This window comes from Pseudorhodobacter wandonensis (genome assembly GCF_001202035.1).
GTDB classification, from domain to species: Bacteria; Pseudomonadota; Alphaproteobacteria; order Rhodobacterales; family Rhodobacteraceae; genus Pseudorhodobacter; species Pseudorhodobacter wandonensis.
Genome location: NZ_LGHT01000040.1, coordinates 20,405 through 39,913, shown reverse-complemented (window position 1 = coordinate 39,913; position 19,509 = coordinate 20,405). Strand labels below are relative to the sequence as shown.

The window sequence follows — 19,509 nt, the reverse complement described above, 5'->3', positions numbered from 1 at the left end:
TTCTGCACGGCGAGCTGTCTCACTTTCCCGGCAGATAGAACTCCGTAATCCCCCGCTTCCCCTCTGCTCGTCCCAGCTGCACGATCACATCGATGGATTTCCGGATGTATTCCCGCACCTCGGCGAAGGTCAGCGGCGTGCCAGCCTGCAGCACCATGATCGCCAGCCGGTCTATGGCAAGTTCTGCGGTTTCGGCGTGGATTGTGGAGACCGAGCCGCCATGGCCGGTGTTGATCGCCTCGAGATAGGTCAGGGCTTCGGCACCGCGCAACTCGCCGACGATGATCCGGTCGGGGCGCATGCGGAGGGAGGCCTGCAGGAGGGCGTTGGCGCTGCGTTGTGAGCCAGCGCCGCGGTCGGCCAGGAGCGCGACGGTGTTCAGCTGGCCGGGGAACAGCTCAAAGGCGTCTTCGATGGTGATCAGCCGTTCGTGCTCATTGACATGGGTCAGTAGGTGCCTTGCGAAGGTGGTCTTGCCGGTCGAAGTGCCGCCGCTGACAAGGACGTTGAGCCGCGCCTCGACCAGGGTTTGCAGCGCCGCTCCAAGGCTCTCCTCTGCCAGACTGGCAATGTTCTTCATCTTCTCGGCGCGGAGCGCATCGAGCGAGACGGCCTTTCCGAAGAGATAGGCCGGAGCGTAGTCCCGGACGCTGCCCGAAGCGAAGAGGCGGATGGTGATCGAGGCGCCGCGATCGATGGCGGGTGGCACGGCAACTTGGACCCGAAGCGGACGGCCTGCATATTCCACCTTGCCGGAGACGAGCGGGTTCTTTTCTGAGACGCGGGCCTTGGCATCGCCGACGATGGTCTGGGCCATGTTGAGGGCGGTGGTGCGATCCACGGTCTGGCCCTCGTGGCGCATGGTGGCGTCGCCCGCGACCTCGAGCCAGACCTTTCCATCCGGGTTGATCGCGATCTCGACCACGTCATCGCGTCGCAGAAGGTCGCGGAACGGGTCGAGATAGCGCTCGAGGTATGAGGCTGGGCTTTCTGTCATTGGGTGTTCGTTTTATGTAGTGTCGAAAATCGCTGCCTCTCGCTGCCGCTCGAACGCGTTTTTCGACAAGCCTTTTCGATCAAGAAAACAAACCCCCTAATCAATAAATCACTATATCCCGATCCACGAGCACGGTGACCGAGGCACCCTGATCGACATAGATGGTCGGCGCGATCGAGACCTGATCGGCAATGACCGATCCGACTGCGTCCTGCAGGTCGCTACCGACATCGCCCAGAACGATGCTGGTGGTTTCGTTGTTGGCACTCTCCGCCGCCACGGCCGGTGCCGCACCGATCACGGAAATCAGTGCCGCCCCGCCGAAGCGCTCGGCGAACTTGGTGTCGACAAGACCGGTGAGGCCCGAGCGGCCGAGCTGGTCGCCGCCCACGGCGGCGATTTCCATCGAGGTGCCGTCAGGCGTCAGGACGCGGGTCCAGAGGATCAGGATACGCTTCTGGTGCATCTCGATGCCGGAGCGGTATTGGCCGAAAAGACGGGAACCCCGAGGGATCAGGATCCGGTCCCCGGAAAACGCCGGAACCGGCTCGGAGACGACCGCGACGACGGAGCCCGGCAGATCGCTGTTGATGGCGGTCTGGAGCGCGGCCTGGATGACGGACCCTTGGGTCAGGGTGCGCTCGGGATGGGTGAGGCGCGCGGCCTCCTGCACTTCGAGTGGGCGCGCGCTTTGCAGGAACTGCTCATTTCCCGAGAGGGCTGGCCCGCCAGTGCCAGCGGCAGCAGGATCGGCAACCGCCGCGCCACTTTGGCCACCACGTGGACCATCGGCGTAGACCACGGCGGGGGATTTGATCTGCGCGGTCAGTAGTTCCTCGGCGACCCGTTCTGCTTCGCGCTGGCGTTGTTCCTCTTCCTGGCGGCGGCGTTCTTCGAGAAGGCGCTGATCGGCGATCAGCCCTTCGCGGTCGAGCTCGGCCTCGAGCCCCTCGCGTTGCGCTCGTTCGGCATCAAGCATGGCCTGCAGCCCTTCGATGCGGGTCTCGGTCTGGCGCTGCAGGTTGGCCAACTCGGCCTCCTTCTCCGCTATAAGTGCTTCCAAAGCCGCCTTCTGTTCGTCGAAGGCTTCGCGCAGGTCCGCGACGGCGGACTGGATTTCCGAGTTGCGCGCGGCCTGGCTGGCGGCGAGGGCCTCGCGGAGCTTGGCGATCTCGGCCAGCACTTCGGCGCTCGGTTCCGGGGCAGGGGCGGCGGGCACATCAAGCGCTTCCTCCACGGCAATCAGCGCATCGTTGACCCGTTGCTCGGTCTCATCGGGCGGGAACTCCAGCCGCCCGCCGGTGCCGGGGCGGCGGTCCTGGAAGGTCTCGACATCGGAGGTCTCGAGTGCGCTGTCGCCCTCCTGCAGACCGGTGGCCAGGAAATACGCGACCCCGGCCCCGCCGAGGGCGAGGGCAGCGGCGAGTGCGCCGACCCCGAGGCCGTTGCCCCGGCGTTTGGATTTGCCGCGCTGGCTGAATTGATCGAGGCGGTCCTGAAGATCGGGAGGGGTTTGATCGGCCATGGTCAGTTGCTCACATAGATGGCGCTCTCGTCGCGCCAGGCGCAGATCGCCTCATCGCCAATGCGCAGCGTCCAATAGGTGTTCACCCCGAGCACCCGGACCGTGTTGCCTTGCTGGGTCCAGTTCACCGTGCGTTCGCGACCCTGGTCATCGGCCTTGAAGAGGGCGGGCTGACGGGCGTTTTCCGGGAACACGAAATACGTATAGCGCCCGTCGTCATAGATATGGCTGGGGCGGAAATCCCCTTCTCCCGAGACGCGGTAGTTGTAGTTGCGCGGGGCCTCAAAGCCCTTGGGCTGGGTCGCACCCGCCGCGCGGCGCTCCTCGTCGGGGTAGCGGAAGCGCACCTCGAAGAACATGCCGGTGCGGTTCGGTATCGAGCCTTCGCGCAGATGGAAGGAATAGGTGCGGCGGTTGGTGATCACCGTCATGTTGGTGGAGGCATTCGCCACATGCGGCTTGATGGTCAGCACATTGCCAAGCTCGGGGATTGGATCGACCTGGAAGCTTTCGGTGTCGCCGACGATCACCGCCTCGAACCTTTCACCCGCCCCGAAATGAATCGTCGTCGAATGCCGAAGATCGGTTTCGATCCGGTAGACCTGGTTCTCATTGTAAACGGCGGTGCGGATGCGGATATCGAGCGGACCGCCTTGCGGCGTGGCTTCGGCAAGTGCAGCAACAGGAAGGGCAAGCGCCAGAAGGAGCGCGGACAGGGAGTTCATCTTGGTCAATTCTCCAGGGTCTCGGCGTCGACGCGGTAGGAGGTCACCACGAAGCCCAAGGGGTTGGCCCAGACGTCCTGAAGGCGCTGGCGGGTTTCGGGTTGGAAGTCGTAGCCGACGGTGGCCACGTAAGAGCGCGTCACGGTGCGGGTGTCGCGGGGACGGCGCAGCGTGCGGGTGAAACGGACCTGGGCCACGCCGCGCTCGATCTGGTTCACCGATTTGATCACCACCTCGATCTTGGCGTCGCGGCCATAGACGGTGATCGGGTAGTCTTCGTTGGTGGAGGACCAGAGATCACGCAGAGTGCGGGCGGCATCGCCATCCGAGCGGTCGAGGACCGAGTTGATACGCTGCTCGCCATCGGTCAGGTCATAGGTCTCGCGGTCATCCACATAGGCCACGAGATTGGCCTGGATGATGGCGTCGCTCTCGGAAAGCGTCAGCGCCTGGACGGCGGCGACCCGGTCCATTTCGCCGGTTTCCTTGTCCACGACGACCACGAAGGTCTCGGTCGTCTTGAGGGGAAAGAGGCTCGCGCCCGCGACCATGCCAGCCACGCCGACCAGCACGCCCGCCGCCGCGACGAACCACGCAAAGCGCTCGCGCCGCCTTGGCCCGTAGATGAAATCCGCCTCGAAAGCGTCGCGGTCGTGGTTCGCGGAACTGGTCACAAGCTTCTTCAAAGTCGTCGTCTTTCACATCAGGGTTTGCGGAAGGCCTTGGCGGCGGAGAGAAGCGCGCCGGGGCTTTGCCGGATCATCTCGCCGGTTTTGACCACGCCCGCGTTCGCCATCTGGTTCAGCTCGTGCGGAGACTTGCCGGTGAAGAGGCGGGAGGTCGCGCCGGTGCCATACTGGCGCGTGTTCACGAACCCCTGGCGCGCGAGGCTGGTCAAGCCCACGGCATTCGAGGCAATGCCGACAACGCCGGTGAGGTTGGAGGCGATGTAGGGCACCGAGGCCATGATCCCGGCGCTGAGAATGAGGATCACGAGAAAGGGCAGGATGAGGCTGACGGTCTCGACATCGCCCGGATCGGCGGAAGCATCCCCGATGGCCTCAGCGATGGCGACGATGATGCCCGCGGCCCCGGCAGCGGCGATCGGCATAAGCGCATAGCCGATGGTGGCGCGGGTCCAGGCCTCGAAGAGGGACTGGGTCGGTTTGAAGAGCGAGGTCACGATCATGAAGGGGGCGATCACGATCATCAATGCGAAGACGATGCGGGCGAAAGCGATGATCCCGGCGGTGACGGCGGCAAAGACGGCGGAAAGGACGAAGAAGATCGCCCCCAGCACTGCCCCAAAGACCCAGCCCGCGCGGTCGCCGATCGTATCGCCATAGGCGGTGATGCGGGCGACCATGTTGTCGAGGCTCTCATAGACCCCGGCTTCGTCGCCCGAGCCGGTGAGCGCCAGGATCGAGGCGCCAACGGAGTCGGGCACGCGCGTGACGATGTCATAGATGATGCTGAAATTGTCCCAGCTCTGCGCGAAGATCCCCACGAGCGCGATCTTCATGCCGAAGGCAAAGCCGGTGCCGAAGGGCAGGGGGCGGAGTTGCATCACCGCGTTGATCCCGAGGAGCACGACAAGGAGCGCGGCGCCCGCTGAGATCACGTCGCCGACGGCGCCCGCCGAGGAGACAAAGCCGTCCTGCGCCACGGTATCCACTGCGGCGTCGACCTGGCTCAGAATGTCGCGAATGATCCCCATCTACTCGGCACAAGCCTCCAAAACTTGTGCCTCGAGCGCGTCGGCCTGCGCGTAGAGCTCGAGCACATTGAAGGGTAGACGCGGGTTGTCCGAAGTCTGGAACCGGGGCAGGGCGGTGAGCGCCTGATCCCAGGTGAACTGATCCAGCAGGCAGGTGCAGGTTTCCGAGGCGAGCGCCTCCTCGGCAATCAGAATACGCAGGATCGCGCGGTAGCCGTTGCGGAGATAGGCGGTCTCGGCCAGATCGGCGGGTGGTTTCGGAACACGACATTCATTGGCTTCGTCCCGCGCGATGGCCATCGAGCTGAAGGGTGTGTCGCCGGACGAGTTCGTGCTCGGGGCCTGGGCCAGCGCGGCACAGGGCAGGGCACTCACGACGAGCGCGGCGAGACAAAGAGACCGAATTGATACCGAGCTGTGGGTCATGGACATCCTCATGGGTCCACCGCCATCGAGCGGAACTTGCGTTCATCTGCGAGGGTCGCGGCATCGACGACGCCAAGCTGGCCGGCACTGACGCCTTGCGCCGCTTCCAGCCGCCAGATCTGGGTCAGGATGATGCCGAGCTCGGCGGTGACGCGGGTGTTGAGATCGACGGCAGCCTTCAGCCCGTCCTGATCATCGATCAGCCCGACCATGGTCTCGAGCCGTTCGAGGCTCTGCCCCGCCTCCTCATGGCTTTCCTGCGCCGCGACGGAGAGCATGGCGCTGGCCCCGGCCGAGGTGGCGATGCGGTTGTCGGCGGGCTGATCGGAGCCCGAGAGCGTGCTCAGGCGCTCCGAGGTGAAACCGCTGCCAGACAAAACCCGCTCGACCGAGGCCGAGAGTTCTGCGCCGGGATTGAAGCCGCTCAGGAAATCGCCGCTGGCCAAAGACTGCGCGGTGTTGAGCGGGGCTACAAGCTTGCCACGCAGCGCGCGGAACTCGTCGACCGTGGCGAAAAGTTCACCAAGACCGCTGCCCTCAATGAGCGAGGTCAGTTGCGCCTCGAGGTTCGTGAGCTGTGACAGCTGGGTTTCCAGTTCCAGCCGCATGGTCGCGAGCTGCTGCATCTGGACGTTCAGGTCCTCGGCCATGTGCTCGAGCTGGGCCACGAGTTGACCAAGCTGCGAGCCATCAAAGGTTGGTACGCCCTGGGCCGTTGCGGGCGAGGCAAACCCGAGTGTGGCGACCGCGGCCACGGTCAGGAAAAGCTGTCTCATTCGGGAACTCCCATCTGCATGAAGTCGCGCTCGGCCCGACGGTCGGCGACGAGGTGCTGCGCATAGGCCGCCTCGCGCTGCTGGTTGGCGGCCATCAGCCGGACGCGAAGGTTGAGGATGCGGCCGATCTCGGCTTTGGCATAGGTGTTGAGCTCCCAGGCCGCCTTGGCATTGGGTTGCGCGTCGATCTGCAGGATGATGGCACGCAGACGATTGATGACCTGTTCGGTCGTTGCCGAACTGTCGGCGGCGTAATAGACGCCCGCCTCTGAGATGCTGGCATATTCGGCGAGGGCAAAGTCCGAGGGCGAGAGCGTGCCGAGCGCGTCGGCGCCGCCCACGACCGCGAGGTACTCGTTGTAGAACTTCGAGATGTTGCGCACGTAGCCTTGGGTCTCGGCAAAGGGCGGCACGCCACCATATTCGATGACCCGGCCCGGCCCCGCGTTATAGGCCGCGAGCGCATGGGGGATATTGCCGAAGCGGTTGAGCTGGGTGGTGATGTAACGCGCGCCGCCGCGCAGGTTGTCTTTCACGTCATAGCGGTCGACTCCAAAATCGGAGGCGGTGCCGGGCATGAGTTGGGTCAGACCATAGGCGCCGACCGGGCTTTGTGCCGCGACGTTGAAGCGGCTCTCCTGCTTGATCAGGGCCTGGAAGAGGCAGCGCCACTGGGTGGCCGAGAGACCTGCGCGGGCCACACCGGGGGCACCTGCGAACTCGCCCGCGACCTCGACGATCATCATCTCGACGGTCTCACGGCCTTCGCCGAAGAGACGGCTGTTCATCGGATTTGGATCGGTATTGGGATAGACCGCCGCCACCCCGAAATCCGCATTGCCCTCGAGCGCGCGGATGTCGAAGCCGGGGCCGGTGATCGCGGCAGTCATCTCCTCGAGAATGCGGAGTTGGTCGGCCTGCACGTCCGCCAAGGTGGACTCGGTCCGATCCTTGTCCCGCTGGACGCCCAGATCCTCGGCGAGTGCTGTCACCCGCGCGATGGCGCGGCCGATCGCGGAATTGTCCTGCGTCGGCACGCCCTGGGCATGCGCGGGCAAGGCGCTGAGGCCGAGGCAGAGCCCGGCGGATATGATCGCGGCACGGCTCATTCCGGACGGGGCAGGGGCTCGAAGGTGCAGTCGGGCTTGGCCGTCTCCTGCACCGGTGCGCCCATGGTCGAGAAGGAGAGGGTCGAGCGCGTCACCTGCGGCTCGCCATTGCGTCCGAAGCAGGGCGAGGTTTTCTCGGTGTATTTCTCGCAAGCGGTGAGAAGGCTTGCGGCCGCGCAAAGCGCGAGGAGAGGTTTTGAACTCATATCACATGTCTCCAGAAATCGGGGTTGGCGCGCCAATCGGCAGGCACGCGGGCCTCGCCGGTGGCGCCGCCGCCAAGGATGGGGAGGAGGTCTCTGAGCGCTGAGAGATCGGCATCGACGAAGACGCTGTCGCCCGCCGAGCGCACAAGCGCGATGCGCTGGCCGATGGTGGGCTGGACGAGGAGAGCCGCTTCCTTGGCGTTGACGCGCAGGAAGTCGTAATCCGAGATGGTGGCGCGATCGTTCGGAAAGAGGATCTGGGTCGGCACCGTCTCGACGATGGTCTTGCCGACGCGGCTGTCGCGCAACTGGCTCGGGTATTGCGTCATCATGATCACCACGCAGTTCATCTTCCGAAGCGTCACCAGCCAGTTCTCGAGTCTCGCCCCGAAATATGGATCGTCCAACAGCTTCCAGGCTTCGTCGAGCACGATGATGGTGGGACGGCGGTCTTCGACCACGCGTTCGATCTGGCGGAAGATGTAGGAGAGGACCGCCATTCGCTCAGTGGTCATGTCAAGGATCTCGGTCATGTCAAAACCGACGATGTCGCCCGTGAGCTTGAGACTCGTGCCGCGTTCGGGTTCGTCAAAGACCCAACCGTAGCGCCCGCCCGGCGCCCATTCGGCGACGCGGCTTTGCAACTCGCCATCATCGTCAAGCGACTGGAACAGCGTCTCGAAATTGGCGAAGCGCTGCAGGGCCGCGCCCGCATCGGCGTTCTGGCCGACCGCGCTCTGTATATGGCGGGATTGTTCGCCCGTCAGCGTGCCATTGCGCGTGAGAAGGGTCGCAAGCCAATCCGAGAGCCAGGCGCGGCCGCGCTCGTCGGTCTCGGTGGCGAGCGGGTTCAGGCCTGTCGGCACACCGGCCCGGATTTCATTGTAGCGGCCATCGAGGGCGCGGACGGCCATTTCCAGGCCGCGATCCTTGTCAAAGAAGAAGAGCCGCGCACGGACCCGCTGCGCCTGAGCCGCAAGGAAGGCGGTGGTGAGCGTCTTGCCGGTGCCGGTGCGCCCGAGCACAAGCGTATGGCCGACCGTTGGTTCCTTGCCGGGGCTGCCCGCCTCGTGAAAATTGAACCGATAGCCCGAGGTGCCGACCGTCGGCAGGACCGAAATGGTCTGACCCCAGGGAGACTGGTCCGGGCCACGCCCTTCGACGCTGCCATGGAGGGCCGCGAAGTCGGCGAAGTTGATCGAGGAGATCGGCGTCTTGCGGGCGCGATAGCCGAAATTGCCGGGGGATTGTGCGAAGTAGGTGGCCTTCAGCGCCATGTTTTCGCGGACGATGACGGACATGATCTCCTGGCCGACGCGCTTGATCTGGGCGGCTGCCCGTTCAAGCGTGCCGCGGTCCGGCGCGTACACCGCGATGGAGAGGTGATGGTCGCCAAACGCGATGCGTCCTGCCTCCTGATCGTCGGCAGCCTGGCCGAGCTGTTCGCGCAGGGACACGGCGGCATCGTCTGAGGCGTGCATCTGGCGGATGATCCGCTGGATGCGTTCGGCCATGATGTTGTTCGGGATCGGGCTGAAGGAGTTCGTCAGCACGATGTCGAGCGGCAGGTCGAGCGCGTCGAGCAGCGTGACGTCTGTCAGCGCCGGATAAGTCTTCATCGAGAATAGCGCGCCGTATTTGACTTGACCGGTCACGGCGTCGGTCAGGGTGACGACATCGCCATCGAAGGTCGCACGGCAATTGCTCAGGGTGTGCGACAGAGGCAGAGCGCTTTGCCCGAAGGCAATGGGGGAGAAGCTGCCTGCGTTCAGCGTATTGAGATAGCCCAGCCATTCACCGCCCGACTTCGTGAGCCTGACGGGATTGGCCGAGGCAAGCGCCACCTCGAAGAAGCCCATGACTTCGTTCAGTTCCTGCAGGCGTGTCGCGCGGTCCTTGACCCAGGCCTTACGGGCCAGCGCGCGCAGGAGCGGAATGCGCGCCGAAATGTCGGGCCGCCGGATGACGCTGAGATAGAGCTGGCGCTTGGCTGGGCGCAGGTCTTTGACATGGGTCTGCCAGCGCATGTCGATCGCGGCGGCGAAGCTGTCTTCCTCGATCGCGCGCATGCCGAGATCCTGCGGGACCGAGATCCGGTGGATGTAGAACCCGAAGGCGTTGCCGGTCTGGGCGACGATGGCGGCGACCGCGCGTTTGAGCGCGTCGAGCCGGGCGTCCTCAGTTGTCATCGGGTTCAGACCATCAAGGCGCAGGGTCGCCATCAGATCGCCCTCGCGCAGGACCATGACATCGTCATCGGCGAGGGCAAAATACGGCAGGTGTTCGGCGAGATAGCTCTCCCGCGCGAACTCCCCGCCGCCCGCTTGAAACAGAGCGGTTCCGTGAGTGGAAAGTGTGCCCGCATCAAGCGCCAAAGCTGTCGCCTCCATGCAGGGCCCGGTTCTTCGTCGGGCGCACCGATCCGTAGGAGACGCGTAGGACCTCGAAGAAATGCGGCTCGCGGTCAGCAACGAACCAGAGGATCGGATAGGCGACAAGGCCGATCAGGAAGAACACCATCGACTTGGTCCAGATGAACGGCAGAACGACCCCGGTCGCCAGCACCACGAGGTATCCGACAGGGAGGCCCAGATACTTGGGCGGTCGGGCGAGGCCCAGAAAGAGGGGGGATCGTTCTGCCACTGCTGTACTCGGTTCTCAGGAGAAGCCGTCAACGATGGTGCCGGCCGAGAAGATCAGCACGATCCCGATGATGACCGAGGCGAACCAGCCCCAGTTCAGCCGTCCCATCATGCACATGAAGCCGGTGCCGATGACCGCAAGCGTGGCGACCGCGATCCCGATGGGACCGGTCAGCGCGGCCTCGACGGTTTCCAACATGGTCTGGATCGGTGACAAGTCCTGCGCGAAGGCAGGGCTTGCGAAAGCCGCCAGGGTTGTGGCGATGGGCAAGAGGCGGCAGAGGCGATGTCTGTGCATGCGAAGTTCCCTTGTTTTACTGAAGATCGATGAGGACGGGCGCGCGGGCTGGAACCTGGTCTGCGACGCGGATGTCCGGAGCGGACACAGGCGTGCCTGCCAGCCGGGACCGGATCCGATGGATTCGCGCGATGTAGTCGCGGGTTTCGGCGAAGGGTGGAATGCCGGAATACTCGACCACCCGGTGCGGCCCGGCATTATAGGCCGCGAGCGCCAGATCGATGTCCTTGAATGAGGCAAGCTGCGCGAGCAGATAGCGTGCGGCGCCATCGAGGTTCTGGGACTGATCGCGCGGATCGACGCCGAGCGCGCGGGCCGTGTCCGGCATCAACTGCCCCAAACCGTCGGCGCCCTTGGGGCTGACAGCGGTCGGGTTGTAGCTGCTTTCAGCCTCGACCAAGGCGCGGAACAAGACCTGCCAGTCGTCGGCAGTCAGCCCAACTTGACGCAGGGCGCGGTTCCCCTGGTGGCGGACGGCAGTCGTCCGGATCAGGGAGAGGATGCCGTCGCGACTGGAAGGCGGCGTGGCGTCCAGCGAGGCCAGAACGACTTCGGCCTCAGTGCTATCATGCAGCCCTGCCCAGGCGGGTCGTTCGCCATGAAAGGTCCAGCCGGATGTCCGGGCCGCCCCGTCACGGCCAAAGGCGATGACGTCAGCCGCGCTCCTCGAGGGTGAGCTCATAGTCAGGACCAAAGCGCAGATCGCGCCCGTCACCGAACTCGAGATGATGTTTGAAGAGCCCCGGCCAAATGTTGAAATACCGCGGCTCTGGCCCGTGTGGGGTGATCCGGGTCGAGACCAGAATGGCTTCCGGCTCGCCCTCGCGCAGGTAGATGCACTGGTAGCGCGGCTTGCCATCGTCCGTGAACCCCACGAGTTCATACCGGCAGCGGAACGCGATGCCCTTTTCGGACAAGTCTTTGACACCATCGATGGTGATCAGGATCTGGTTGCGCGCTATCGGCATGTTCGGACTCTCCCCACGAGAGCCCTTCTACTTCACGACACTAAGGCCATAAAGTCATATAGAGTCAATACGACATATTGCAGATAAATACATATTGCACGATAGTTGCCGCAACTTTTGCGGGAGAGCGAAATGAAACGACAGGCGATGGCAGCTGCAATGGGAGTGATGGCGGTGTTCGGAGCCCCTGAGAAGGCGCAAGCCTATGACATCGACTGCGCCATCATGCTCTGCATGGCGGGAGGCTTCCCCCCGAGCGCCGTTTGTGCCCGCGCCTATCGCACCATGATCCGCCGTATCACGCCCTGGCCGAGCCTGCCGCCCTTCGGGGTCTGCACCTTCGCCCATGTGCCGGTTGAGCTGGGCGGGCCCGGTGGGGAGGGCGAGCTCGACACCAATCTGCCGGAATACGAATGGCTGAACCGGACCCATGTGATATGGTTCACTGGGCGCTCCTACGAGCCGCGCGACGAGCCGCGCCAGTGGGATTGGTCGATCCGCTCCTGCGATCGCGAGAACCGGACCTGCCGCTACATCCAGCGGGTCTACGGCTCCCACACCCCCTGGCCCGCGACATTCGTCTCGGAAAGCGGGCAGGAGATCGCCTACCCAAGCGGCGGAGGCTTATGGCACTTTTATGCCCGCAGCATCATGGTCGAGTTCGGTGACTTTGAGGGCAACATGGGCCATTCGGAGTGGTTTTTCTACTGATCCGAAGGGTCCGATGCCTTCAGGGAAACTGGGCGCAGCTCGGCCAGACAAGCATCAAAGCGTTCCGGATCGACATGCCAGCGGCGACTCACCGAGCCATCATTCCAACGATAATCGGTGAATAGGTGAAGCTCATGCACCCCGTCGTGCAGAAACCCGTCTTGGAAGGGCCAGCCTGTCTTCTTCTTACCCATTGAACTCTCTGCACTCCATTTGACTACCCTTTGAGACGTTCCGCTCCAGGACGCATCACGGGCTGGCAAATACTGGCTAGCGTTTTGTAAAGAGCTCTTCTGGATCTACGTTCAGCGCTTTGGCGATACGTTCGAGAAGGTCGAGGGAGGCGGCGAACTTGGCGTTCTCGACCTTGCCCATATGGCCGCGGCTCACTTCGGCCCGATGAGCAAGCTCCTCTTGGCTGAGGCCGCGGGCGCGTCTCAAGTCCTGGATGTTCAGTGCTACACGGTCCCGCAAGTTCATGCCCGCGAAACGGACACGGTGCGCGAAATATCGCCACGCGATATATGTTACATTCGGAAGTGCAGAGAAGAAATCTTGTAGCGGCGCGAGATCGCCGAAATGGGATGCCTGCCGATACGCAGGTCACGGGATCATCCGTCTCGCTAACATTATGGGCCGTTCAATCGTTCTTTCGGAAAAGGGCGGCACCGGCAATACCGGTGCCGCCAGTTGGTCGTCCACAGGGAGGTTGTAGAGGACGAATTCTACAGGGAAATTTGGTGTTCGCCAAACTCGGATAATCTTGCTTATGACTTTCTTGGAACCTGCTCTGAACTGCATTGAACGCAGTTATTGGCATCTGGCTGCAAAGGGGCACAGACAAACAACACAGCCGCCATGACCGATCTTCATCTTGCAACTGTGCACCAATCGGCAGCGCGTTATGAGAGCTTATCTGTTAGGATTTTCAGGAGCTTCTGGTGGTCCTTGTCGAAGTTGCGGATGCCTTCGGCGAGCTTCTCTGTCGCCATTGCGTTTCCATTGAGACCCCAACGGAAGTCAGCTTCTTGCAGCGCCTCGGCCTTTGTTGGAACGGTCGTGTCTTCGAAGAGAGTGCGTGGGAGGTCTCCATCATCTGCGCCCAACTCGGACAGAAGCTTTGGTGAGATCGTTAGGCGGTCGCACCCCGCAAGCGCCTTTACCTGTTCGGCGCTTCTGAAGGACGCCCCCATGACGACCGTTTTGATCCCATGAGCCTTGTAGTGGTGATAGATCTCACGAACCGACTGAACTCCGGGATCTTCGTCAGGCGCGTAGTGCTCGATGCCGTGGGCCTTCTTGAACCAATCGGTGATGCGCCCAACAAACGGGGAGATGAGGAACACGCCTGCGTCGGCGCAGGCCTTGGCCTGCTCAAGCGAGAATAGCAGAGTGAGATTGCAGTTGATCCCGTCACGCTCAAGCTGCTCGGCAGCCTTGATGCCCTCCCATGTCGAGGCAAGTTTGATCAGGACACGATCTTTTGCCACGCCGCGGCGGTCATAGTCAGTAATGATGCCGTGCGCGCGACGAACCGAAGCATCGACATCAAAAGAGAGACGCGCATCGACCTCTGTGGAGACACGGCCCGGAACCAGCGAGGCCAGATTTGCGCCGATTGCCACGGTCAAAGTATCGCAAAGAGCTGCCGCATCGAAAGCTTTTGCCTTCGCCGTCGCGACTTCTGTCGCGATCAGATCGCCCGTAGCCGGACTGTCTAGCGCTCCCAAAACAAGCGAAGGGTTAGTGGTGCAATCAACGGGCTTATGTTTGGCAATCTCAGCAGCGTCGCCCGTATCAGCAACGATGACTGTCATCTCTTGGAGTTGTTGGAGGGCACTCGGCATAGGATCGGCCTTTCAAGCTCACTGGGTTGTGGGTTTCGTACGGTCGAGTTTGATCAACGCCCGCTCTGTGATCTTCTCTGGGGTCAGACCAAACTGCGTATAGAGTTCTTCGGCGCTTGCAGAGGCACCAAAGTCGTTGACGCCGATCACATCAGAAGTTTGCGCAACATACCTTTCCCATCCGAAAGTGCTTGCGGCCTCAATGGCAAGTCTTGGGCCATGACCGAGCGTGTCAGCGCGGTGATTGTAGAGTTGCGCATCAAAGAGGTTCCAGCAGGGCATCGAAACGACCGCTGCATGAACTTGTTGGTCTTCGAGCATCTTTGCCGCCTCAAGCGCGATCGCGACTTCGGTGCCTGTGGCGATTAGTGTGATATCGCGGGCTCCCTTAGGTTCGTGGAGGACATAGGCTCCTTTTGCCGACAGATTATCATCAACATGTTGCGTGCGGATCGCCGGGGAGGTTTGGCGAGAGAAGGCGAAGAGCGATGGACCATCGAGCTTCAATGCAGCCTCGTAACACTCGAGCGTTTCAACAAGATCAGCAGGGCGAAACACGTTCAGGCCCGGTATCGCACGCAGACTAGCAAGATGCTCAATCGGCTGGTGCGTTGGTCCGTCCTCTCCCAAGCCAATGGAGTCATGTGTCATGACGAACAGGGTCTTTGACTTCATGAGGGCGGCCAGACGTATGGCATTGCGCATATAATCGGAGAAAACGAGGAACGTCCCGCCATACGGTATGAACCCTCCGTGCAGGGCGATGCCGTTTAGCGCTGCACCCATAGCAAATTCACGAACCCCATAGTTCACATAGCGGCCTGACTGAGCCGCTGTGAAATCGACGTTTGTCGCGCGCGTTTTTGTGAGATTAGAACCTGTCAGGTCCGCCGATCCACCGATCATCTCCGGGAGCAACTCGGTCAGCACGTCCAGCGCCATTTGGCTGGCTTTTCGGGTCGCGACTTTCTGAGGCTCTTGGGCCCATGCGCGCTTCGCATTGGCAACGGTTTGAGCAAATGAATCTGGCAATTCACCGCCCACGCGGCGGTGGTATTCAGCAGCATAGTCAGGTGCCAATTCCTCCAGTCGCGACTGCCATGCCTCATGATCTTTCTTGCCGACCATTCCAAAAGAACGCCAAACGGCCAGCGCGGCTTCGTCGATCTCGAACGGCTCTGCGGGCAAACCGAGACCTGCTTTTGCGGCCTCCGCTTCTTCTGCACCCAGCTTGGATCCGTGAATACCAGATGTCCCCGCCTTTGTTGGGGCACCACATCCGATGGTGGTTCTAAAAATCAGCAAGGAGGGCTTAGAGGTTTCCGCCTTGGCTGCCGCAATTGCATCGTCGATCTCAGTATGGGTGTGGCCACATGCTTCGACGACATGCCATCCCATAGCCTTGAATTTCGCAGCCGTGTCTTCGGTAAATGAAAGCTCAGTTCCGCCATCAATGGTGATCTTGTTGCAATCATAAAGGGCATTGAGATGTCCAAGGCCAAGATGGCCGGCAAGAGATGCGGCTTCTTGGCCTACGCCTTCCATCAGGCAGCCATCGCCCGCAAAAACCCAAGTTCTGTGGTTGCAGATATCCGCCGTAAACTCGTCACGAAGGCGACGCTCGGCGATAGCCATGCCAACGGACATACCGAGTCCTTGACCTAGTGGTCCGGTCGTGACCTCTACACCGGGCGTATGACCAACTTCTGGATGGCCGGGTGTGATTGAGCCCGCTTTGCGGAAAGCTTTGATGTCGTCCAGAGTCACCCCGGGTACACCGGTCAGATAAAGGAGGGCATACAAAAAAATGGAGGCATGACCGTTCGAGAGGATCACTCTGTCACGATCATGCCAGCCAGGAGAGGTTCCATCGAAACGAAGATGTTTGGCGTAAAGAACCGCAGCGATATCTGCCATACCCATGGCAGCTCCGGGATGTCCATGCCCGGCTTCTTCAACCGCATCAATAGCGAGCCCACGTATCAAGTTCGCGCACGCCTTAAGATCTACATCGGTGTCAAGCATGGTCGGTTTACAGCCTTAGTGTTGTTGTCGCGGGAAGGGTGTTCTGAACAACCCGACGCGCGTTTGGAATGTCGTTAGAAAGCGCTCTTTCGCGGGCTTCAGCTTCGGTGTGGTCGTTGTCGATCCATCGCTGGATCAAACGTTCTTCCAACACGTCAAGCGGCGTTTCGAGGTAAATACTGTAGTCGAACAGCTGTCGTAGTTCGCGCCACGGGTCCTCATCAAGGAGCAGGTAGTTACCTTCCACAATAACAATGTTTGTCTCGGGGAAGAGCACACCCATACCCCCGATTGCCTTGTCTAGGGACCGGTCGAAAAGAGGGTAATAAATGGGGTTACTAAGATCTTTGATCCGGCGGAGAAGCAATTGGAAACCATCAAAATCAAAGGTTTCTGGCGCCCCCTTTTTTGATCTCAGACCAAGCCGATCCAACTGGACATTGTCCAAATGAAAACCATCCATCGGAACAATCTTTGCGCTCAGAGAATTTTCAGTGTTGATCTCTTCGTTAAGTGCCTCGGCGAAGGTCGATTTGCCGGTGGCCGGGGGACCAACTACTGCAACTATAATCCGAGGCTTCTGAGCCACCAATGCCTCTAGCAGGCTAACGACTGCACGTATCGAGTTCGTATCGTTGACTGTCATGTCCGGGCCTCGGCGGCGTTCTCAGGTTCTTTGGTATCGGGGTCTTTTCGCAACAGCGGCGAGATCACGGATGAAACTTTACGTGCGAGTGTCGCATGCGCCGCGGCTGACAAATGGACGCCATCAAGAGGGTCACTCTCGATAAAATCAGCAGCATTGAGGAACCTGGCACCGACGCGTATTGCGACATCTGCGTAGGCGGACGCCAAACCTAATGACTTTGCCGCGCCTCCAAGAAAATTATCCGCCGGAACACCAGTTTCGAGTATGACGGGAGGAGAAATGATGAGAAGGTTACATGACAGATTGGTCGTCAAGAAGCCTGTCTCTCGCGCCTTCAAACACAGCTGTTCTACCCCCGCTGCAATGTCTTCGGGCGAAAGCTTGAAACGCTCTTTCAGATCGTTTGTACCCAACATGATGAGAAGGAGGTCAATGGGGCGATGACATTCCATTGTCGTTGGGAGCAGTCGCAAACCTGAGCGGTCATTCCCCTCGACAGTGTCGTCATGGATGGTGGTACGTGCGCACAAACCAGAGACCGCCACCTCAAAATCCGAGCCTAAATCGACCTGCAGGAGAGAAGTCCAACGCGCGTAGGAAGCGAACCGTTCAATGTCCCCTTCGAAACGTAGAGGCTTGAGACCGAACGTGTTGGAATCGCCGTAGACTAGAATTGTGCGACGCATTCGATGAGTCCTCTTTAGGTTCCTACCTCAGCCAAAACCGGAGATGCTGCGCTTGGGCTGGTGCCCTGCCGCAAAGTACGCTCGGACTTCTTGTCGAAGAGATGAATCTCGTTTTCTTCGACTGCGAAGTGAACCGTATCACCTTCCTGCGGTCGATTTCCTGCCTTAACAAATGCCGTGATCTGAGTTTCACCAATGCTGAAACCCACAAGCACCTCGTCGCCATGAAACTCTACAAACTCCGCTCGGCTCGTAACTGTCTTGCCATGAATGGGCTTGTCGACGAGATGAAATTTGGATGGACGTATGCCCATGACAACTTTGGCATTCTCGTTGAGCGCGAATTGTTCCCCTGCAATTTCGAGAACGATTCCTGTGCCGCTTAAAGTCCATCCGTCACTTGTTTTGCTGACATCAAGATCGAGAAAGCTCATTGACGGTGTTCCAATGAACCCCGCTACGAAGAGCGTCTCAGGATAGTCGTAGATCTCCTCTGGTGAGCCGACTTGTTCGATTTCACCAGCATTGAGCAAGACGATACGATCGGCGAGCGTCATCGCCTCCATCTGATCATGAGTAACGTAGACAGATGTGGTCTTAAGCTCTTTATGAAGTCGCGCGATTTCATAGCGCATGTGTGCACGCAATTTTGCATCAAGGTTCGAGAGAGGCTCATCGAATAAAAACACATCAGGTGTCTTGATCATGGCACGGGCAATCGCGACACGTTGTTGCTGCCCGCCTGAAAGCTCGGTGGGTTTGCGATCAAGGTAGGGCTCAAGCCCAAGCATTTTTGTGACGGCATCGACGCGCTCGTTTATCTCCTTTTTGGATGTCTTCAGCCGACGCAGACCGAAGGCGATATTGTCCTTGATCGACATGTGCGGGTAGAGCGCGTAGTTCTGAAACACCATAGCGATCCCGCGATCACCTGGTTCAGCGTCGTTGACGATCTTGCCACCGATGCTCAACTCGCCACCGGTGATGTCCTCCAATCCGGCAAGCATGCGCAAGATCGTGGATTTGCCGCAGCCAGATGGGCCCAGAAAGACGACAAACTCGTGATCTTCGACTTCAAGGTTGAAGTCCGGGACAACTTCAACCTCACCATATTTCTTATTGAGATGCTTACAGACGATACCTGCCATCAGGGTTCCTCCCCAGGAATAACGATTTGAAGTTTTATGTCCGCTGGTCGGCCCTCGGCTGCGCGTTCAAAAGCTTCGATTGATTGTGAGAACGGAAACGTCTCGGTGATGAGTGGTCGAAGGTTGACCTTGCCGGATGCGATGAGGCCGAGAGCGCGGTCAAACACGTTTGCATACCGAAAGACTGTTTCGATCCGGATTTCCCTTGCGATGGCACCATTCACGTCCAGAGGCACCCGGTCGGGCGGCAAGCCGACAAGGACCAATGCGCCACCCGGACGCACCACTTTCAGAATATCGTCGAACACCTGCGGTGCGCCGCTGGCCTCAAAAACGATATCAGCGCCCCAGTTATCGGTGTGGGCAGCAACTTCATCGACCAGGTTTGATGCTCGGACATCAACCGGAATGATGCCATCATAGCTTCCGGCAATTTCCAGCTTTTCGGCAGAAATGTCGGATACGATCACCTTACTGCAGCCACCCGCAAGCGCGGCAAGCGCAACCATCATGCCTATGGTGCCAGCCCCAGTCACAACGGCGACGTCGCCTGGCATAATGCGCGCACGAGCTGCCGAATGCATCCCAACCGCGAAGGGCTCAACCATCGCTCCTTCAGCAAAACTCACATTGTCCGGCAGTCGGTAGGTAAATGCTGCAGGGTGAATTACTTCCGGCGTCAGAATGCCGTGATCGGGAGGCGTCGCCCAAAAGGTCACTTCCGGGTCCACGTTGTAGATACCGAGTTTGGACGCTCGGGATGAGAGATTGGGAATGCCAGGCTCCATACAGACCCGATCCCCGACCTTTAGATTGGCGACCCGACTGCCGATTTCGACAATAGTGCCTGCGCCTTCATGGCCCAGAACCATCGGCTGGCGGACGATGTAGTCACCAATACCGCCATGGGTGTAATAGTGGACGTCACTGCCACACACACCGACGGTGTGGATTGCAATCCGAACATCTTCAGGCCCAAGTTTCGTTGGCAGGTCGATCTCGCGAATTGTCAACTCACCTTTCTTTTCCAATACAAGAGCTTGCATATCTGGTC

23 protein-coding genes are annotated in these 19,509 nt (G+C 60.6%); 1 reads left to right on the top strand and 22 read right to left on the bottom strand.

What is annotated here, in order from left to right; genetic code table 11:
• Window positions 1–19: 19 nt before the first annotated feature.
• From AKU79_RS13295 to AKU79_RS13230, 14 genes are all read right to left on the bottom strand, one after another.
• The gene (locus AKU79_RS13295; RefSeq protein ID WP_050524076.1) at window positions 20–997 is read right to left on the bottom strand and encodes an ATPase, T2SS/T4P/T4SS family; all 978 of its coding nucleotides are present in this window, start codon (window positions 995–997) and stop codon (window positions 20–22) included.
• A 100-nt stretch (window positions 998–1,097) separates the two neighbouring features.
• Entirely contained in the window at window positions 1,098–2,522 is a 1,425-nt protein-coding gene (locus AKU79_RS13290) for a TrbI/VirB10 family protein (RefSeq protein ID WP_050524075.1), read from the bottom strand.
• Between the two features lie 2 nt (window positions 2,523–2,524).
• A complete protein-coding gene (locus AKU79_RS13285) occupies window positions 2,525–3,247 on the bottom strand; it encodes a TrbG/VirB9 family P-type conjugative transfer protein (protein WP_050524074.1) in 723 nt (240 codons plus the stop codon).
• Between the two features lie 5 nt (window positions 3,248–3,252).
• A complete protein-coding gene (locus AKU79_RS13280; RefSeq protein WP_050524073.1) occupies window positions 3,253–3,933 on the bottom strand; it encodes a virB8 family protein in 681 nt (226 codons plus the stop codon).
• Between the two features lie 17 nt (window positions 3,934–3,950).
• Complete coding sequence (locus AKU79_RS13275) at window positions 3,951–4,964, bottom strand: type IV secretion system protein (protein ID WP_050524072.1); 1,014 nt, start codon at window positions 4,962–4,964, stop codon at window positions 3,951–3,953.
• On the bottom strand, window positions 4,965–5,390 hold the full coding sequence (locus AKU79_RS13270) for a hypothetical protein (RefSeq protein WP_082224047.1): 426 nt from the start codon (window positions 5,388–5,390) through the stop codon (window positions 4,965–4,967).
• An 8-nt stretch (window positions 5,391–5,398) separates the two neighbouring features.
• Complete coding sequence (locus tag AKU79_RS13265; protein WP_050524071.1) at window positions 5,399–6,166, bottom strand: type IV secretion system protein; 768 nt, start codon at window positions 6,164–6,166, stop codon at window positions 5,399–5,401.
• A complete protein-coding gene (locus AKU79_RS13260; RefSeq protein ID WP_050524070.1) occupies window positions 6,163–7,275 on the bottom strand; it encodes a lytic transglycosylase domain-containing protein in 1,113 nt (370 codons plus the stop codon). The genes AKU79_RS13265 and AKU79_RS13260 overlap by 4 nt, the downstream gene beginning before the upstream one ends.
• The gene (locus AKU79_RS13255; RefSeq protein WP_050524069.1) at window positions 7,272–7,481 is read right to left on the bottom strand and encodes a hypothetical protein; all 210 of its coding nucleotides are present in this window, start codon (window positions 7,479–7,481) and stop codon (window positions 7,272–7,274) included. Before AKU79_RS13255 ends, AKU79_RS13260 begins: the two co-directional genes overlap by 4 nt.
• The gene (locus AKU79_RS13250) at window positions 7,478–9,871 is read right to left on the bottom strand and encodes a VirB4 family type IV secretion/conjugal transfer ATPase (RefSeq protein WP_197087336.1); all 2,394 of its coding nucleotides are present in this window, start codon (window positions 9,869–9,871) and stop codon (window positions 7,478–7,480) included. Before AKU79_RS13250 ends, AKU79_RS13255 begins: the two co-directional genes overlap by 4 nt.
• On the bottom strand, window positions 9,846–10,124 hold the full coding sequence (locus AKU79_RS13245) for a type IV secretion system protein VirB3 (protein WP_038070148.1): 279 nt from the start codon (window positions 10,122–10,124) through the stop codon (window positions 9,846–9,848). Before AKU79_RS13245 ends, AKU79_RS13250 begins: the two co-directional genes overlap by 26 nt.
• 15 nt (window positions 10,125–10,139) lie before the next feature.
• Window positions 10,140–10,421, bottom strand: a complete 282-nt coding sequence (locus AKU79_RS13240) for a TrbC/VirB2 family protein (RefSeq protein ID WP_050524068.1) — start codon at window positions 10,419–10,421, stop codon at window positions 10,140–10,142.
• Window positions 10,422–10,437: 16 nt separating this feature from the next.
• On the bottom strand, window positions 10,438–11,103 hold the full coding sequence (locus AKU79_RS13235) for a lytic transglycosylase domain-containing protein (RefSeq protein ID WP_231580184.1): 666 nt from the start codon (window positions 11,101–11,103) through the stop codon (window positions 10,438–10,440).
• Window positions 11,075–11,389 (bottom strand): hypothetical protein, encoded by a 315-nt coding sequence (locus tag AKU79_RS13230; RefSeq protein WP_050524067.1) that lies wholly within the window; start codon window positions 11,387–11,389, stop codon window positions 11,075–11,077. The genes AKU79_RS13235 and AKU79_RS13230 overlap by 29 nt, the downstream gene beginning before the upstream one ends.
• A 132-nt stretch (window positions 11,390–11,521) precedes the next feature.
• On the opposite strand from AKU79_RS13230, the gene AKU79_RS13225 reads away from it, so the two are divergent.
• Window positions 11,522–12,100, top strand: coding sequence for a hypothetical protein (locus tag AKU79_RS13225; protein WP_050524066.1), 579 nt, complete (start codon window positions 11,522–11,524; stop codon window positions 12,098–12,100).
• Here AKU79_RS13225 and AKU79_RS13220 read toward each other — a convergent pair.
• From AKU79_RS13220 to AKU79_RS13185, 8 genes are all read right to left on the bottom strand, one after another.
• Window positions 12,094–12,294, bottom strand: a complete 201-nt coding sequence (locus AKU79_RS13220) for a hypothetical protein (protein ID WP_050524065.1) — start codon at window positions 12,292–12,294, stop codon at window positions 12,094–12,096. The genes AKU79_RS13225 and AKU79_RS13220 overlap by 7 nt on opposite strands.
• 76 nt (window positions 12,295–12,370) lie before the next feature.
• Window positions 12,371–12,580 carry a helix-turn-helix domain-containing protein gene (locus AKU79_RS13215; protein WP_050524064.1) on the bottom strand — a complete coding sequence of 70 codons (210 nt, stop codon included), beginning with the start codon at window positions 12,578–12,580 and terminating at the stop codon, window positions 12,371–12,373.
• A 422-nt stretch (window positions 12,581–13,002) separates the two neighbouring features.
• Window positions 13,003–13,947, bottom strand: coding sequence for a transaldolase (gene tal / locus AKU79_RS13210; RefSeq protein ID WP_050524063.1), 945 nt, complete (start codon window positions 13,945–13,947; stop codon window positions 13,003–13,005).
• An 18-nt stretch (window positions 13,948–13,965) separates the two neighbouring features.
• Entirely contained in the window at window positions 13,966–15,972 is a 2,007-nt protein-coding gene (gene tkt, locus AKU79_RS13205; RefSeq protein WP_050524062.1) for a transketolase, read from the bottom strand.
• A gap of 7 nt (window positions 15,973–15,979) precedes the next feature.
• Complete coding sequence (locus AKU79_RS13200; RefSeq protein WP_082224046.1) at window positions 15,980–16,618, bottom strand: nucleoside triphosphate hydrolase; 639 nt, start codon at window positions 16,616–16,618, stop codon at window positions 15,980–15,982.
• Window positions 16,615–17,307, bottom strand: coding sequence for a GDSL-type esterase/lipase family protein (locus AKU79_RS13195; RefSeq protein ID WP_050524061.1), 693 nt, complete (start codon window positions 17,305–17,307; stop codon window positions 16,615–16,617). The genes AKU79_RS13200 and AKU79_RS13195 overlap by 4 nt, the downstream gene beginning before the upstream one ends.
• Window positions 17,308–17,321: 14 nt before the next feature.
• Window positions 17,322–18,455, bottom strand: coding sequence for an ABC transporter ATP-binding protein (locus AKU79_RS13190; protein WP_050524060.1), 1,134 nt, complete (start codon window positions 18,453–18,455; stop codon window positions 17,322–17,324).
• Complete coding sequence (locus tag AKU79_RS13185) at window positions 18,455–19,501, bottom strand: NAD(P)-dependent alcohol dehydrogenase (protein ID WP_050524059.1); 1,047 nt, start codon at window positions 19,499–19,501, stop codon at window positions 18,455–18,457. The genes AKU79_RS13190 and AKU79_RS13185 overlap by 1 nt, the downstream gene beginning before the upstream one ends.
• Window positions 19,502–19,509 lie beyond the last annotated feature (8 nt).